The 16,172-nt window shown below is 58.2% G+C and carries 13 protein-coding genes, 1 pseudogene and 1 riboswitch; of the genes and pseudogenes, 5 read left to right on the top strand and 9 right to left on the bottom strand.

Features of this window, described 5'->3' with window-relative positions:
- Positions 1-28: 28 nt before the first annotated feature.
- Together treB and treC are read left to right on the top strand one after the other, a co-directional pair.
- Positions 29-1,471 carry a PTS trehalose transporter subunit IIBC gene (gene treB, locus KOL70_RS11590; RefSeq protein WP_058770908.1) on the top strand — a complete coding sequence of 481 codons (1,443 nt, stop codon included), beginning with the start codon at positions 29-31 and terminating at the stop codon, positions 1,469-1,471.
- Positions 1,455-3,119, top strand: a complete 1,665-nt coding sequence (gene treC / locus KOL70_RS11585; RefSeq protein ID WP_215480687.1) for an alpha,alpha-phosphotrehalase — start codon at positions 1,455-1,457, stop codon at positions 3,117-3,119. The genes treB and treC overlap by 17 nt, the downstream gene beginning before the upstream one ends.
- A gap of 52 nt (positions 3,120-3,171) precedes the next feature.
- Here the strand turns inward: treC and KOL70_RS11580 are convergent, their stop codons facing one another.
- From KOL70_RS11580 to KOL70_RS11555, 6 genes are all read right to left on the bottom strand, one after another.
- Positions 3,172-3,957, bottom strand: coding sequence for a hypothetical protein (locus KOL70_RS11580; protein WP_058759370.1), 786 nt, complete (start codon positions 3,955-3,957; stop codon positions 3,172-3,174).
- Positions 3,958-4,005: 48 nt separating this feature from the next.
- Positions 4,006-5,412 carry a radical SAM protein gene (locus tag KOL70_RS11575; protein WP_021507897.1) on the bottom strand — a complete coding sequence of 469 codons (1,407 nt, stop codon included), beginning with the start codon at positions 5,410-5,412 and terminating at the stop codon, positions 4,006-4,008.
- Positions 5,412-6,686 (bottom strand): glycosyltransferase, encoded by a 1,275-nt coding sequence (locus KOL70_RS11570; protein WP_215480686.1) that lies wholly within the window; start codon positions 6,684-6,686, stop codon positions 5,412-5,414. The genes KOL70_RS11575 and KOL70_RS11570 overlap by 1 nt, the downstream gene beginning before the upstream one ends.
- 13 nt (positions 6,687-6,699) lie before the next feature.
- Positions 6,700-8,073, bottom strand: a complete 1,374-nt coding sequence (locus KOL70_RS11565; protein ID WP_215480685.1) for a glycosyltransferase — start codon at positions 8,071-8,073, stop codon at positions 6,700-6,702.
- A 400-nt stretch (positions 8,074-8,473) separates the two neighbouring features.
- Positions 8,474-9,826, bottom strand: coding sequence for an MFS transporter (locus tag KOL70_RS11560; protein ID WP_021507894.1), 1,353 nt, complete (start codon positions 9,824-9,826; stop codon positions 8,474-8,476).
- A 171-nt stretch (positions 9,827-9,997) separates the two neighbouring features.
- Positions 9,998-10,900, bottom strand: a complete 903-nt coding sequence (locus tag KOL70_RS11555) for a GntR family transcriptional regulator (RefSeq protein ID WP_021507893.1) — start codon at positions 10,898-10,900, stop codon at positions 9,998-10,000.
- Positions 10,901-11,035: 135 nt separating this feature from the next.
- On the opposite strand from KOL70_RS11555, the gene KOL70_RS11550 reads away from it, so the two are divergent.
- Positions 11,036-12,064, top strand: a complete 1,029-nt coding sequence (locus KOL70_RS11550) for a zinc-binding alcohol dehydrogenase family protein (protein ID WP_150059613.1) — start codon at positions 11,036-11,038, stop codon at positions 12,062-12,064.
- Between the two features lie 8 nt (positions 12,065-12,072).
- On the opposite strand, the gene KOL70_RS11545 is transcribed toward KOL70_RS11550, so the two are convergent.
- Positions 12,073-12,990: a nucleoside hydrolase gene (locus tag KOL70_RS11545; RefSeq protein ID WP_215480684.1), complete on the bottom strand. Its 918-nt coding sequence runs from the start codon at positions 12,988-12,990 to the stop codon at positions 12,073-12,075.
- 107 nt (positions 12,991-13,097) lie between these two features.
- A riboswitch (Fluoride riboswitch) is annotated at positions 13,098-13,172 on the top strand.
- 91 nt (positions 13,173-13,263) lie between these two features.
- Here KOL70_RS11545 and crcB point away from each other — a divergent pair.
- Together crcB and KOL70_RS11535 are read left to right on the top strand one after the other, a co-directional pair.
- A complete protein-coding gene (gene crcB / locus KOL70_RS11540) occupies positions 13,264-13,641 on the top strand; it encodes a fluoride efflux transporter CrcB (RefSeq protein WP_021507890.1) in 378 nt (125 codons plus the stop codon).
- Positions 13,642-13,747: 106 nt separating this feature from the next.
- The gene (locus KOL70_RS11535) at positions 13,748-14,545 is read left to right on the top strand and encodes a sugar phosphate isomerase/epimerase (RefSeq protein WP_058775150.1); all 798 of its coding nucleotides are present in this window, start codon (positions 13,748-13,750) and stop codon (positions 14,543-14,545) included.
- On the opposite strand, the pseudogene KOL70_RS11530 reads toward KOL70_RS11535, so the two are convergent.
- Positions 14,542-15,146 (bottom strand): annotated as a pseudogene (locus KOL70_RS11530) (alpha/beta hydrolase). The gene KOL70_RS11535 and the pseudogene KOL70_RS11530 sit on opposite strands and share 4 nt — an antisense overlap.
- 11 nt (positions 15,147-15,157) lie before the next feature.
- A complete protein-coding gene (locus tag KOL70_RS11525) occupies positions 15,158-16,099 on the bottom strand; it encodes a glutathione S-transferase family protein (RefSeq protein WP_104189760.1) in 942 nt (313 codons plus the stop codon).
- Positions 16,100-16,172: the final 73 nt, after the last annotated feature.

Here is a 16,172-nt window from a genome sequence, read left to right as displayed (position 1 = left end):
GATTCCGGCATGGAAATAAGGGATGATAATGAAAACCATCAGTCGCGAGATCATTAACGATCTCATTGACCGCGTGGGCGGTCGGGAAAATATTCTGTCACTTTCGCACTGTATTACCCGCCTGCGCTTTGTGCTGCAGGATGTCGACAAGGCCGATCCAGAGGCCATCCGCGCCACGCCCGGCGTTAAAGGATGCTTTAATTCTGCCGGACAGTTTCAGGTAATTATTGGAACCGAAGTTGACACTTATTATAAAGCGTTAGTTGAAGCACTAAATATTAGTGAGACCTCTAAGGAGCAGATTAAATCTGCAGCGCGCAGCCAGATGAAATGGCACGAGGCATTATTATCCCATTTTGCTGAGATATTTTTCCCGTTATTACCGGCGTTAATTAGCGGCGGTTTAATTCTCGGTTTCCGTAACGTGCTCGGCGATATTGCCGTGGCGGATGATAAAACCCTGGTGCAGCTCTATCCCGGTGTGAAAGGGCTGTACGATTTCCTCTGGCTGATCGGTGAAGCGATCTTCTTCTATTTGCCGGTGGGGATTTGCTGGTCGGTGGTGCGCAAGCTGGGCGGTACGCCAATCCTGGGAATTGTGCTGGGCATTACGCTGGTTTCACCGCAGCTGATGAATGCGTATCTGATTGGCAGCCAGGTGCCGGAAGTGTGGAACTTCGGCTGGTTCAGCATTGATCGGGTCGGCTACCAGGCGCAGGTGATTCCGGCGCTGCTGGCCGGGCTGGCGCTGGCAAAAATCGAACTGGCGCTAAAACGTATCGTGCCCGCCTATCTGACGCTGGTGGTGGTGCCGGTGTGTGCGCTGCTGCTGTCGGTTTTCCTCGCCCACAGCCTGATTGGCCCGTTTGGTCGTCTGATCGGCGACGGCATCGCCTTTGCGGTGCGTCACCTGATGACCGGCAGCTTCGCGCCGATTGGTGCCGCGCTGTTTGGCTTCCTGTATGCGCCGATGGTGATCACCGGCGTGCATCAGACCACGCTGGCGGTTGATCTGCAGATGATTCAGAGCATGGGCGGCACGCCGGTGTGGCCGCTGATTGCGCTGTCCAATATTGCACAGGGTGCAGCGGTGGTCGGCATCATTATCGCTAACAAAGATCGTGCTGAACGCGACCTCACCGTGCCGGCCGCCATTTCAGCGTGGCTCGGCGTAACGGAGCCGGCGATGTACGGCGTCAACCTCAAGTACCGCTACCCCATGCTGTGCGCCATGATTGGCTCTGCGCTGGCGGCATTGCTGTGCGGTCTCAACGGCGTGATGGCCAACGGCATCGGCGTAGGCGGCTTGCCGGGCATCCTCTCGATTCAGCCACAGTACTGGACCGTTTACTCGCTGGCGATTCTGGTGGCGATTCTGGTTCCGCTGCTGCTGACCATCATCATCACCAAACGAAAAGCGGCAACCGCCATCATCAGCCAGGCCGAGGTGCAACATGAACAGGCACGCTGAATATCCCTGGTGGCGCCAGGCGGTGATCTACCAAATCTATCCCAAAAGTTTTCAGGACAGCGGGGCGCGCGGCACCGGCGATCTCAACGGCGTGATTCAGCGGCTGGATTATCTGCAGCAGCTGGGCGTCGATGCGCTGTGGCTGACGCCGATCTATGTGTCGCCGCAGATCGATAACGGTTACGACGTGGCGGATTACACCGCCATCGATCCCGCCTACGGCACCATGGCCGACTTTGACCACCTGCTGGCGGAGACGCACCGGCGCGGTATGCGCATGGTGCTGGATATGGTGTTCAACCACACCTCGACCGAGCATGCCTGGTTTAAGCGTGCCGAAGCCGGTGAACAGCCGTACGTCGATTTTTATATCTGGCGCGACGGGGTGCCCGGTACGCCACCCAACAACTGGCAGTCTAAGTTTGGCGGCAGCGCCTGGGCGTGGAACGAACGGCGTCAGCAATACTATCTGCACCTGTACGCGCCGGAGCAGGCCGATCTCAACTGGGAAAACCCGGCGGTGCGCGAGGCGTTAAAGCAGGTGTGCCACTTCTGGGCGGATCGAGGCGTCGATGGATTGCGGCTTGATGTGATCAACCTGGTGTCGAAGCATCAGGATTTTAGCGACGATCTGCCCGGCCATGACGGGCGGCGCTTTTACACCGATGGCCCGCGCATCCATGACTACCTGCAGGAGTTCAACCGCGATGTGTTCACGCCGCGCGGGCTGATGACGGTGGGGGAAATGTCCTCGACCACGCTGGCCAATTGTCAGCGCTATGCTTCGCTGGCGCAAAACGAGCTGTCGATGACCTTTAACTTCCACCATCTCAAGGTGGATTATCCCCAGGGCGACAAATGGACGCTGGCGGCACCGGACTTCGTTCAGCTCAAAGCAATTTTTGCGGAGTGGCAGCACGGGATGCACGACGTGGCGTGGAATGCGCTGTTCTGGTGTAATCACGATCAGCCGCGTATCGTCACGCGCTTTGGTGATGAAGGTGCGCTGCGTATCGCCTCGGCAAAATGCTTTGCGATGCTGCTGCACGGCATGCAGGGCACGCCCTATATCTATCAGGGCGAAGAGCTGGGAATGACCAACCCTCATTTTACCCGCATTGAGCAGTATCAGGACATCGAGAGCCACAACATCCACGCTGCGTGGCTGGCGCAGGGCAAGCCGGAGGCGGCAATCCTGGCGATACTGGCCAGCAAATCGCGCGATAACAGCCGCTCGCCGATGCTGTGGGACAGCAGCGCCAATGCCGGCTTCACGCGGAGTGAGCCGTGGATAGGCGTGGCGGATAACTATACGCTGATCAACGCGGCCAACGCGCTGCTCGACAGCAACTCGGTGTTCTATGGCTACCAAACGCTGATTCGGCTGCGTAAGCGTTACGCTATCTTCACCGAGGGCGATTATCAGGATCTGGCACCGCAAGCGTCACACATCTGGTGTTATCGTCGCAATTCGCCGCGTGAAAGCCTGCTGGTGGTGGCGAACCTGAGTCACAGCGCGCAGCCCTTGCTGCTGCCGGAAGTTGAAGGCAACTGGCAGGTGCTGATGAGTAATTACAATGAGGCATCGCCGCCTGGGGCATTGACGTACCTGCGGCCTTTTGAAGCGGTGTATTATTACCAGTCGTAACGGAGAAAACCGGCGGCGCGTTTCAGCAATGAGCAGAACGCGCCGCCTGCACTCACTTCAGCGTGCCGCATTCCGCCACGGCGAGATAATCGGTATACAGCTGCGGCGAACCGGAAAAGGACGCCAGTTGCTTCCACTCTTCATACATCTGTTTGGTATCCCGGTGCGCGCGCGCAAAGTCAGCCGCGCTGGCGGTGGCGATATCAGGCTGCGGATAAAACACATTCAGCGCCGCTTCACTCTCAATCTCCATCATCACCACATAGCCGTCCAGCCGGTTGCCGCTGTGGCCTTTCAGCAGATGAAACTTCCAGCCGGGATAATCAACGATGCGCGCGGCATTCTGCGCGATGAATTGCTCAAATTCCTGCGGCTGCACGCCCGGTCGCAGCGCCAGATAGTGGGTACCGAGAATGCGCGCGGTGCCGCTGCGGGCATCAAAGCGCGGGCCGCCCGGCAGCGTACTGTGAGGATTCTCTGCCAGCAGATCGAAATGGGTGAAAATTGTCGGGCGCCGCGCGAAGGTTGCCAGCTGGCGCCACTCGCTGAGCAGCGCGTCCGCGTCGGGATGCAGATGCCAGAAGTGCTCTGCCTCGGCGGTAAGTTCACCGTCATCCTGCATAAAGCGCGCGCGCTGTGCCGCATCTTTCATTTCAAACAGCATCAGGTATTGATCGACGCGCTCGCCGCGCAGACCGCGAAACAGCGTCCAGCGCCAGCCGGGATAGCAGGGCAGATGCACGCCTTTTTCACGCACGAAGGTTTCAAACTGTTCAGCGGTGACGCCCGCTTCGGTGTCGATGGCGATATAAAAAAAGCTATAAACAGACTGGGACATAACAGGCTCCAGGCACGCCGTCGCGTGCCGTTGAGAGGTAAGGGCGGTTTAGTCGAACTGGGTATTGATGATGGCTTCTACCAGCACGCGGCCGGCGGGGGTGAGCGTGACGTAGCGGCCATCGCTGTGCACTAACTCGCGCTGCTGCAACTCACGCAGCGCACGGGCGATGGTCGGCTGGGCAAACAGGCTGACGCCAAACTTCTGCTGAAACAGCACGTCGTCGAGCGGAATCAGCGTTGACAGCGCCATCTTGCAGCCGTTGATGGCCTGCTGATCCGGCGACATGCCGCGCACTGAGGCGATCGGCAACTCACCGTTATCCAGTGCGCGCTGATAATCGGCGTAGTCGGTCAGGTTAATCAGCTCCGCGCCGGCACATTTGGAGCTGCCGCCAAGGCCAATCGCCACTTCCGGTGCCTGCTGGTCGAGATCGGTAATGATCGCTTTCCACTTCTCCGGCGGTGCGCTGCGATGGTGGAAATACATGGTGGGATGTTCAAGGTAATCGCCATCCAGCCACTGCTCGGCCAGCGCGCGCATCTGATACTGCTGACCCAGACTGGGCATCGCCGCATTCTTACGCTGCCAGGCATTTTCTCCCTCCGCCGACACACCGGTGCGGCTCTCGGCGAACGGCTTCATGTGCAGCTTGGTGAACACCAGATGCGACAGGTCAAGCGCGCGCGCCTGCTGCAGATCGTCACGCACGTCGTCCACCGTTTGTCCCAGCAGGCCATACATCAGGTCGACGCTGACCAGGGCGAAGCCCAGCTCGCGCGCATCACGAATCACCTTGTAGCAGGCATCCGCGCTATGCAGGCGACCACAGCCTTTGATCAGGCGGTCTGAGAATGACTGCGCGCCAAACGACAGTTTGCTGAAGCCCAGTTCGCGCAACTGCGCGAGGAATTCGCGCGTCAGCGTGCCGGGCTCGCCTTCGAAGCGCAGCGTGGCCTCGCGGAAGTTGAAATGGTTGCGGTAAAAATCCATTAAGCGCCGCAGCTCATCCGGTGGCAGCAGCGAGGGCGTGCCGCCGAACAGGTTGAACTCACCCACCGGCACTTCACCCAGTGCCGGCAGCTGCGCCAGCCACAGTTTCGCCTCCTGAATGTTGCGATCGACGATATCGCGGAACAGCTCAGGTGCGCGCGGCGACTGCGGATTTACAATCACCGTAGGAAACTGGCAAAAGTGGCACTTGTAGCGGCAGGTAGGGATATACGCCCACAGATGAATTTGCGGCGCATGGCTCAGGCTGTGCTGCATGGCGCGGAAAAAATTCGGCAGCGGGAAATCGTCAATATCACCGGGAAATACATGGCAGCCAAAAGGATCATGCACCACGTATTCCAGCAAATCGGCGTTTTCCGGCCGGCTAAGCACCTCGCATATGGCCGGGCGAGGATAGTGACGATCGATATCCTGCAGGGATTGCAGCCAGGCAGCACGCATCAGAACACCCCGCCGTTTGCAAAGTAGTTATGCGCCTCACCGGATTCGCGATCTTCGCAGTAATACCAGACAAAGCGGGCGAAATCATTTTCCGTCACCCGGGCAAAGCAGGCCGGCAGCGGCGGTGGCTCGCCAATCTCTGCGCCGACGGCACGACGCAGCGCGGCAAACAGCTCATGGCGGAATTCAAAATAGAGGCGAAACGCCGGGGTTTTGTAGCTGTGAATCGGCAGGAAATCGGTCACGCTCATCTCCAGCATCATGCTGTGAATGCGGGCGAACAGGCGTTCAGCCACCTCTGGCGTGAAGAAATCAATCACCGCGGCATCGTCGCGCAGCAGCGACGGATTCAGCAACACCGGCAGCACCAGATTTTTTGGCACGTAATCTTTAATCGAGTAATGCCACGCCTGCTGCGCCTGCTCTGCGCTGACATCGGTGAACGGCGTCAGCGCGGTGAGCGTGGGTCGCACATCTTTCATGATGATGATGCCGTTATGGCCGTAGGCCACGCCTTCAATTACTTCGTGCAGCAGGTTATCCACCCGGCGGCTGTTGATCTGCACGCGGGAGTTGGGCGCATACACCGGTTTGCCGCCGGCCGCGATCACCTTGATGCCAAAATCCCAGTCGTCTGACAGATGCTCGACAAACTCACCGTTTTTCAGCTGATAAAAAATCTCAATGCCGCCCACTTCGTCGTACAGCTGCTTTTCGACGCCAAAGCCTTTGCCGTCCGGAAAGCCGCCAAACAGGGAGAAGGAAGCGTGGCGGCAGCGCAGCGTTTTATCAATCTCCGCATACAGCCGCGGGCGCTCGTGGAAATCCGCGGTTTCGTAGTAGTAGTTACAGGTGCCCAGATCGCCGTTTTGCGCAATCATGGTGCCGACCAGTTCGTCGATCCACAGTGCATCAACGGTGCAGTCCGCATCGGCAGAGAGAATGTAATGTTTGCGCTGAAAACCGCTGGCCTCGTCGCGCAGACCGGCGCGCTGTGAGGCGAAATCCATGCCTTTTTTCCGCGCCGAAGAGACGCCCTGCACCGTCTCCTGCAGCTGATGAATCGTCAGCTGCGGATGCTGCGCGGCAAAGGCTTCAATCAGCGCGACCGAATTATCGGTGGAATTATTATCCACCATGATCACTTCCAGATTATCAAAATTAAACAATCCGCCGGGTGAACGCTGCTGCAATATTGATTCCAGCACCGCGTTAATACGTGCTGCCTCGTTATAAACCGGCAGCACGACAGAAATAAAACAACGGTTATCCATAGTCACTCCTTAACTACACATTAAATATCTGCCGGAAGATGTGATCCGACAGCAGGGATTTTCCTTTCTGATAATTGCGCGTGGCGATGGCGTCGCGGCGCGCGTCATCCTGTAACAAGGCACTGACGCGCTGAATAAAATCGGCATCGGGAAGGCCATCATGGCTGGCGGAAATTGCCATCAGTTCGCCTTCAAAACCGTACTGGCCATATACCTCGTGATAATATTCATAGCGGGTGGCGATATAGCAGCGCTGATGGCTAATCGCTTCGCCAATCGGATTACCGTAGCTGTCGTAATCCCATGCGGTTAAAAACGACACCACATCGCAGGCGTGATAAAGATCCTGAATGGTGGTGGCCTGTGGATTACGCTCCATAAAGTCGTGATTTAACGCGCCAAAAAAGATGACGTAACGCTCCAGCTGGAACCGGCTAATTAACTGCTTCAATGCGTGATAATGCACGCTGTCTTCCAGCGGATCGCCGGCGACCATTAAATAAACGCGCTGCGGCTGATGCTGCGCAATAAGTTCACTGTTCAGCGCATGCAACAGGTGAATATCGCGATCGAGCCGCTTAGCCGGAATAATCCGCGTGGTGCGGGCAATCACCTTATCCTGTGGCAGCAACCCAAACTGGCGGCGTAAATCTTTGCGCGGATGGCTCGGGTCAAAAGGATAGGTATTACGCATCACCTCGATTTCGACCTGATGTTCGCACCAGGCCGCCAGCTGTGAGGCCAGTGCCTGGTTCAGCGTGACGTAGGTGATATGCGGCGAGGGCTGCGGCCTGACGGCATGTGGCCAGGGCGCGTTGCCGTAGCGCGATGAGGTGGATTCGCTGTTCCACATCAGGTCATGGTCGCGCCACAACACAAACCGGCCGAGCTGTTTTGCGGCGCCGTATTGCGCAATCGCCAGATAGAGCGCGCGGGTAAAAATAATATTATCCGGCAGCGTCCCGTTCTCAATGATTAAATAATTGATGTCCAGCGCCTGCCATTTTGCGCACAGCGCGTTTGCCACCGCCTGTGCCATCTTTTCTGTCTGCTGCACCAGGATTTTTTCTGCGGCGGCATCCAGCTTCTGGCTATGGTTAATCAGCACGTCATGAATATATTGCAGGAAGGCCGGGTTATAACCTTCCACCTGACGGATTTCATCATGCCGGACTAATGTAAAATGATGCTTCAGCGAATTGATTTCATTTTCGGAATAGGGGCGTCCGAAGTTTCCCTTGTCAATTTTTATGTCGTAGCCGATATCAAGAAAGGAGGTGATTCCCTGCTCGCGTAAACGAACGGCAATTTTAGTGGCTTCTACCGTAATACCCGATAATGCCACGGCATCAAAAGAGATAAAAAGGGCCTTGCGTTGTAAATCCATTTGGTCACCACGCTCATACCTGAACATTAATAGTGACTGAACGGTAAGTTAAATTATCCGGTCAAACTTTGATCTAATCCACAAAAGTTTACTGTGGCTAATTAATTAACCTTCGTTAATGCATTAATGGATAATAATGCGCTGAGGATGGTGATTTATAATATTCGTCTTTGAGTTTTGTCTTAAAATAATAACTATTACCGGCGTGTTTAGCAGTATATTTTCCTTATTTCGGGCTTAATAGTGCTGGATAGTAATTGCCATCATGCAGTTTAATTTATCTGATCAGATGCAGAATCAGGCGATAACGCGGCGGCTGGAATAGGTGTGGCGGGCGGATGAAGAAAGGGTGCGCATAACCTGCGCACCCGGAGAAGAGCATTAAGCAGAAACCCTGGTGTTACACCCCATCGGTGATCGGTTTTCTGACCAGCAGCAGGTAAGCCAGCGCGCCGACCACCGTGACGCCAGCACATATCATCAGCGCGAGGCTGAACGATTTGGTGGTATCCAGCACCCAGCCGGTAATTACTGGCGCAAAAGAGGCGAAAACGAAGCTGGCAAAGTTCTGGATACTGCCGACTGACGCCGTCATGCGCGCCGTGACGTTAGCGTGGATCAGGCCCCAGCATGAGGTACCGGCAAAGTGAATGCAGAACAGCGCCATACCAATCAGCGTTACCGCGCTGGTGGTGTCGGTGGCGCGCGTCACGAAGGTGGTAAAGGCCGCGGAGAGCAGCATGCCGCTGACAATCGACACTTTACGCACTTTCACCGCGTCAAAACCGCGACGCACCAGCGCATCCACCACGTAACCGTTGAGCAGCATGCCTGCCGCGCCGAACAGGAAAGGAATGGCGGCCAGCAGGCCGGTGCTTTTCAGATCCAGATGATAGGTCGACTGCAGATAGCCCGGCAGCCAGGCGATGTACAGCCACGCGGTATAGTTGATGCCGCTGAAGCCAATCATCATGCCCCACATGGTGCGCTGCTTAAACAGCCCACGCCACTCGGCGAAACTCAGCGGCTCTTTGCGTGACGCCACGCTGCCCGCCTGCAGATAGTGAATCTCTTCACCGCTCAGCTTGTTGTTATCCCGGTCGCGATAGGTGAGATACCAGCCAATGGCGAGAAACATGCCCAGCACGCCGATGGTGACAAACATGCCGCGCCAGCCCATCACCAGCATCATCGCCGCCAGAATCGGCGGTGCCACCGAGAGACCAATCATCGACGCCGCGTTAAACATCCCCATCGGCATACCGCGATCTTTGATGTTGAACCAGTCGTTGATCACCTTCACGCCGCACGGGTTCATCGGCGCTTCGCCAATGCCCAGCCCGATGCGCACCAGCACAAACTGCGTGAAGTTATGCACCAGCCCGGCCGCCGCCTGGAACAGTGACCAGAAGAACATGCCGATGGCCAGCATAATGCGCGGGCCTTTGCGATCGAGCAGCGCGCCGCACGGCAGCTGGGCTAAACCGTAGGCCAGCGAAAACGCTGACAGCAGCACGCCAATCTCGGTGGCCGATAAACCCAGCTCCTCGCGGATGGTCATGTTGGCTACCGACAGCGAGCTGCGGTCAAGGTAGTTGATGATGGCGGCGAACAGCAGCAACAGCATGGCGGTGATTTGAATCTTACGGATGCGCGGAGAGCGCACCACATCGGCGCGCGCCGGCACATAATCCTGTCCGGCGTGCTCGGGTGCTGGCGCGGTGGTGCCGCCGCGCGTTGATGTATTTTCCATTGCAACCTCCCAGGTTCGGGTACTTATCGTTATCAGTCTTGGGGTTCCTGCGGCAGCGAAACGGGCTGCCCTAAGGGGCTGCCTTCGAGACTAGAAGTAAACCGCGGGAGATGTTGCAAACATGTTTCTGATTCGTGCGGGCGCTTATGCTTTGTGGTTTTTAATCGGTTTTTAATTGTACTGCCGGATAGAGCGGATCATTGAGTGTTTGGCGGTTCTGAGATGCGCATGCAGCGCGCACAGCGCGTCCACATCCTGGCGGCTGATGAGCGCGGTGAGAATCGCCATATGCTCCTCCAGCGCGACGATGTTGCGTTGTTTCAGGTCGCTTTCATCCCACTGATAATGCGAGTGAAAAATCACAGAGATAATTTCCAGTGACTGGTTGAAAAACGGATTGTTGGCGGCGGAGAGAATCAGCGTATGCATCTCTTTATCCAGCGCGGCAAACTGGCGGTAGTTGCTGGCGATGGTGTCGCGCAGCGCGCGATGACGATCCAGCAGATCGCGCGCCTGCACCCAGCGTTCATCACCGGCGGCGAGGTTAAGAAAGCGGGTCAGCGCGTGCGTTTCCAGCATTTCGCGCAGTTCAAACAGCTTTTCGGCGTACTCCTGATCGAATTTCTTCATCCGCCAGTGGCCACGTTTAACCGGTTCCAGCAGGTTATAGCGCATAAAGCGCAGCAGGAACTCGCGCACCACTACCGGGCTGACCCGCACCTGCTGCGCCAGCTGCAGTTCGGTGAAACTGTCGCCTGGCATCAGCAAACGCTGGTTAATCAGGTTAAAAAACGCCTGCTCAAACTGCACCGCCTGTTGGTCGATCGGTGGGCTGAGTACGCTAAACCCATCCTCCTCGCAGGGATCGCGCACGATCACGTAGGTCTCAGCCACTTTTTCCAGCACGCCGCGCTGATGCAGATGCTGCAGCGTGTGGCGCACCGTGGTGCGGCTGATATTAAACATCTCGGCCAGCGCTGCCTGCGGGGGCAGCGGCGAGCGCACATGGCGGCGGGCAATAGCTTCCAGCATTTGATTGATGACGTTCTGGCGCAGATTCTGGCTTCGGCTCATACGGCCCTCCGGTTTTTTATGCATTAAAAACCACACAAAGCCCAAAAAAATCGCGCTGACTCACACTTCGTACAGCGCAACCTCCCGCCGCGGTCGATTTTCGCCATAACTGCGTGAACAGCCCAGGAGGAAACGATGACGAACATGAAAACGCTGGTGGTCGCCGAACCGCGCAGCATGGTGTGGCAGCAGCGCAGCGTACCGACGCCTGCCGCGCACGAAGTCCTGATTAAACCGATTGCCGCCGGCATTTGCGGCACCGATATTCACGCCTGGGCTGGCAATCAGCCGTTTTTCTCCTATCCGCGCGTGCTCGGTCATGAGCTGTGCGGTGAAGTGGTGGCGCTGGGCGCGGCGGCGCAGGGATTTCAGCCAGGGCAGCGCGTGGCGCTGATTCCTTACGTGGCCTGTCAGCGTTGCGACGCCTGCTTAAGCGGCAAAACCAACTGCTGTGAACAGATTTCAGTGATTGGCGTGCATCAGGACGGCGGTTTTTGCGAGTTTCTCAGCGTGCCGGACACGAATTTGCTGGCGGTTGACGATGTGGCGCCTGAAGCAGCGGCACTGATCGAGCCCTTTGCCATCAGCGCCCATGCGGTGCGACGCGCGGCGCTGGTCGCCGATGAGCAGGTGCTGGTGGTCGGAGCCGGACCGATTGGCCTGGGCGTCGCGGCGATTGCCGCCGCAGCCGGTGCACAGGTGGTGGTGGCCGATACCAGCGCTCAGCGGCGCGCGCACGTTGCGCAGCAGTTGCAGCTGGCGACGATCGATCCGCTGGCCGATGATTTTATCGCCGCGCTGCGTGCAGAGTTTGGCGGGCGGCTGGCCGCGAAAGTGATTGACGCCACCGGCAGTCCGGCGGCGATGAACAGCGCCGTGCAGCTGATTCGTCACGGCGGCACCATCGTGTTTGTCGGCCTGCACAAAGGCGATCTGGTGATCCCTGACACCGAGTTTCACAAAAAGGAGACCACGCTGCTGGGCAGCCGCAACGCCACGCGGGAAGACTTCGACAAGGTGCGCACCCTGATGGCCAGCGGTCAGCTGCGGGCCGATATGATGCTCAACCGCCATTACGACTTCTCGACGCTGGCCGAGACTTTTGAGCCCGGGGTGATCAACAACCCTGAGCTGATCAAAGGCGTCATCCATTTCGCCCGCTAGAGAGAGTGTCAGGCGCGCAGCGTGGCAAAAAAATGTTGCCGTACCGCCTCGGCATCGACGCCCAGACACAACCGCTGGGCGCGCAGGCCGGCGAACGGATCGTCGCGCGAGGCGAGAGTGCTCACGCGCTGCAGCGTCTGGCCGCGGCTGATGCCTTCGGTCACCACGCGCACCGGCGCTGTTGTCACGCTGAACGCCTGCGGCAGCGCCAGCCATGACAGCGTCAGGGTATCGTGCAGCGCCATGCCATCAAACCCCTCTTTTTGCAGGCTGTAAGCCAGATAAGGCCGGCAGATGGCACTCAACACCGGCTGATTCAGCTGGCGCACTTCCTCTCCGCTGATCAGCACCTTGTGCGTCACATCCAGCGGCAGCATCACCACCGGCAGCGCCGAGGCCAGCACCTGATCGGCGGCATGCGGATCTTTCCAGATATTGAACTCGGCGAACGGCGTCACGTTGCCGGCGTGGCCGTCGGTGCCAAACGCGCCGCCCATGATCACCAGCTCTTTCACCAGCGGAATGATGTCTGGCGCCTGGTTGATGGCGCAGGCGATATTGGTCAGCGGCCCGATTGCCACCAGGGTAATCGCGTGCGGCTGCGCGCGTACGCTGTCGATGATGAACTGCACCGCGCTGTCGGCGACATCGCTATACGGGTTATCGTAGGCATCGCCGAGACCGTCTGCGCCGTGCAGGGTGGCCGGTGCGGAAGGGGCCAGCGCCAGCGGACGCGAACAGCCACGATACACCGGCGCGCTGATGTTCATCTTTGCACAGAACAGCCGGGCGTTTTTTACCGCCTGGCCAACCGCGACATTACCAAACACCGTGGTGATGCCCAGTAGCCGCTGCGTGCGCGCCGCATACGCCAGCGCAAAGGCGTCATCCACGCCGATATCAGTATCAAAAATCAGGGTACGCATCGGAATCTCCTTGCTGATGATGTCTGCCACGGTAAAACATAATCGTTCCCGACGATACGCTGACGGCAGGTGAATATTGTCACCTCCGCCGCGCCAGCGTATTATCGTGCCTCTGAGGTGATGGCGTGCCACCTTACCCAACCGCCCTCTGGTTACAGACGGCTGATGACGCCTGACAACTTGCTTATCCCTGCGCGGGAGACGGCGGTGTGTCAGGTGTAGTTTCTGTCCTGCCGCGGCCCTGCGCGTATCTCAATTCAGGAGCTCCAGACTATGCTGAAGTCGCTGTTCGCGGTCATGATCGGTGGTGCCATCGGTTGCACGCTGCGCTGGCTTATCTCTTTGCGTTTCAATACGTTATTCCCCAACCTGCCGCCAGGTACGCTGATCGTTAATCTGGTCGGTGGCTTTATTATTGGCGCGGCGATGGCGTGGTTTGTGCGCAATCCGCACATCGATCCCGTATGGAAACTGCTGATCGTCACCGGCCTGTGCGGCGGGCTGACGACGTTTTCGACCTTCTCGGCCGAGATCGTGGTGTTGCTACAATCAGGAAAATACCTGTGGGCAATGTCGAGCGTGATGGTGCATGTCATCGGTTCATTGCTGATGACCTTTGCCGGTTTCGCCGTGGTGAATCTGCTGGGCTAAACGACACGCTTGAAATCACCCTTAAGAGGGGGATACTGATCAGGATGCTGTGCGGGTGGCGCACAGCCTCTGTCACCGCTTTATCCGGACGATTAAGGAGCTGTTGATGTCTGCAAACCCGAAATTCCTTAACCTGGTGCTGTTAAACGGTGAATCGGCGCATAAGCTGCAGGCGGCGCGTGCCGCCGGGTTCGATCAGGTTGAAATGTGGCGGGAAGAGGTTACTGAGCATACGGCGGCGCTGGCCGCGCAGCTAAACCTGGGCTTTACCAATCTGCAGGTGCTGCGTGACTTTACCGGCGCGCCGGACAGCGAACGGCTGCAAAAGCGCGCCGAACTGCGTGATTTCATTCGCGTCGCGCAATCGCTGGGCTGCGATACCATTCAGGCGCCGGCAACCACGCGCGAAGACTGCGTTGCGGAGCGCATTGATGAAGATCTGCGCTGGCTGGCCTCGGAAGCCGCGCGCTATAACATGCGCATCATGTATGAACCGATGGCGTGGTGCAGCGTCGACAATACGCTGCCGCTGGCGTGGCAGCGTTTGCAGCGGCTGGATCAGCCCAATATCGGGCTGGTGGTCGATCTGTTCCACATCTGCGCACGCGGTGGCGATGCCTCTCAGCTCGACGGCATTCCGGCCGACCGCATTTATGAAGTGCAGCTGTGCGATATGGCGCAGATGCCACCGCAGGAAAAGCAGGCGCTGAGCGACTATGCGCGCCATCAGCGCTTACTGCCCGGCGACGGCATCATTGAAGTGGAACGCTTTGTCGATAAGCTGAAAAGCGCAGGCTATCGCGGTCCGGTGGGCATCGAAGTGTTTAACGATCGCCTCAAAGCACAGCCGCCGGAAGCGGCCGCGCGTCAGGCGTGGCAGGCGCTGCAGCGCTACTGGCCTTAATCCTGCAGGCACTGGGCGATGTAGGCCGCTGCCTGCATCGCGCCGTGGCTGGAAATGGTGTGACCGGTGGCGGGTTCATACTGTGCGGTGACCGCGACGCCCGCGCTCTGCAGGCGCTGCGCGGCGGAGAGGTTTCGCTGAATGGGATGACCTCATCGGCTTTGCCGTGAATCAGCAGCGCGGAGGCATGCGGCGGCGGCGTGAGCGCCTCGTCAAAGGCCAGGCGACCGGAGAAGGCCACCACACCAGCCAGCGGATAGCGTCCGGAGGCCAGCGCATCCAGCGCCATGATCGAGCCCTGCGAGAATCCCACCAGAATCACCTTTTGCCACGCGCCGGCCATCGCGTGCTGCGCCATCAGCTGCTGCAGCGTGGCGTCAAAGGCGTCGCGCGCAGCCCGTACGCGTGCCGGACGGTTTTCCGGCGTGATGCCGGTCAGGCTGAACCACTGATAGCCCATGGCGTGCTCAAAGGGAAAGGGCGCATCGGGCGCGGCAAATGCCACGTCGGGCAGCAGCGCTGACCAGTGTTGCCCCAGCACCGCCAAATCCGCGCCATTACTGCCGACGCCATGTAAAAACACCACTAACGCTTTTGCCATTGTCCTGCTCCTTAAAAACCGTAGTCCGCCATATCCGGTCCCGCCGGCACGATGCCGTTGGGATTCAGCGCTTTAATCGAATAATAGCCCTGTTTGATGTGGTCGATATTCACCGTTTGCCGCACGCCGGAGACCGCCAGCACACTCTTCAGATAACGATCGAGCAGCGGGTAATCGCGCAGGCGGCGCAGGTTGCATTTGAACAGGCCGTGATAGGCGACGTCAAAGCGTATCAGGGTCACAAACAGGCGGATATCGGCCTCGGTCAGTCGTTCACCCAGCAGAAAAGTGCGGCCATCTTTCAGCCGTTGCTCCAGCTCATCCAGCTGCTCAAATACCTCATTAAACGCCTGCTGATAGCTCACCTGGGTGGTGGCGAAACCGGTGCGATAAACGCCGTTATTAAGTCGCGGATAGATCGTTGCGTTCAGCGCGTCGATCTCCGGCCGCAGATCCTCAGGGTAGAGATCGAGCCGGTTGTCAGCCAGCTCGCCAAAGCCGCTGTTGAACATGCGCAGAATATCCGCCGACTCATTGTTAACGATGGTCTGTGTTTTTTTATCCCACAGCACCGGCACGGTCGCGCGCCCGGTAAAGTCGGCGTCGGCGCGGGTATACAGCTGGTGGAGATACTCAGCGTTGTTCAGCGGGTCGCGATCGGTACCGGGATAATCGCCGAAGCGCCAGCCCTGCGCGCCAAGCTGCGGCTCAACCACCGACACGCTGACAATCTGCTCCAGCCCTTTCAGGCTGCGTGCAATGAGCGTGCGCGAGGCCCACGGGCAGATCAGCGCGACGTACAGATGATAGCGATCCGGCTCGGCGGCAAATTCGCTGCTGCCATCGGCGCTAATCCAGTGACGAAAGCTGGAAGTCTGGCGTACAAAGCCACCCTGTTTATCGGTGGCCTGAACCGGATGCCACTCTGCGCTCCACTTACCGTTTACCAACATCGCTCTGCTCCTCTGAAGTGATGTCAGCAGCTTACCGTGCTGCCGTTATGCTGATAATCCGGGCAAAACGGCT

The organism is Pantoea sp. B270 (genome assembly GCF_018726825.1).
GTDB lineage: Bacteria > Pseudomonadota > Gammaproteobacteria > Enterobacterales > Enterobacteriaceae > Pantoea > Pantoea dispersa.
This window is presented reverse-complemented; position numbering and strand designations above follow the sequence as displayed.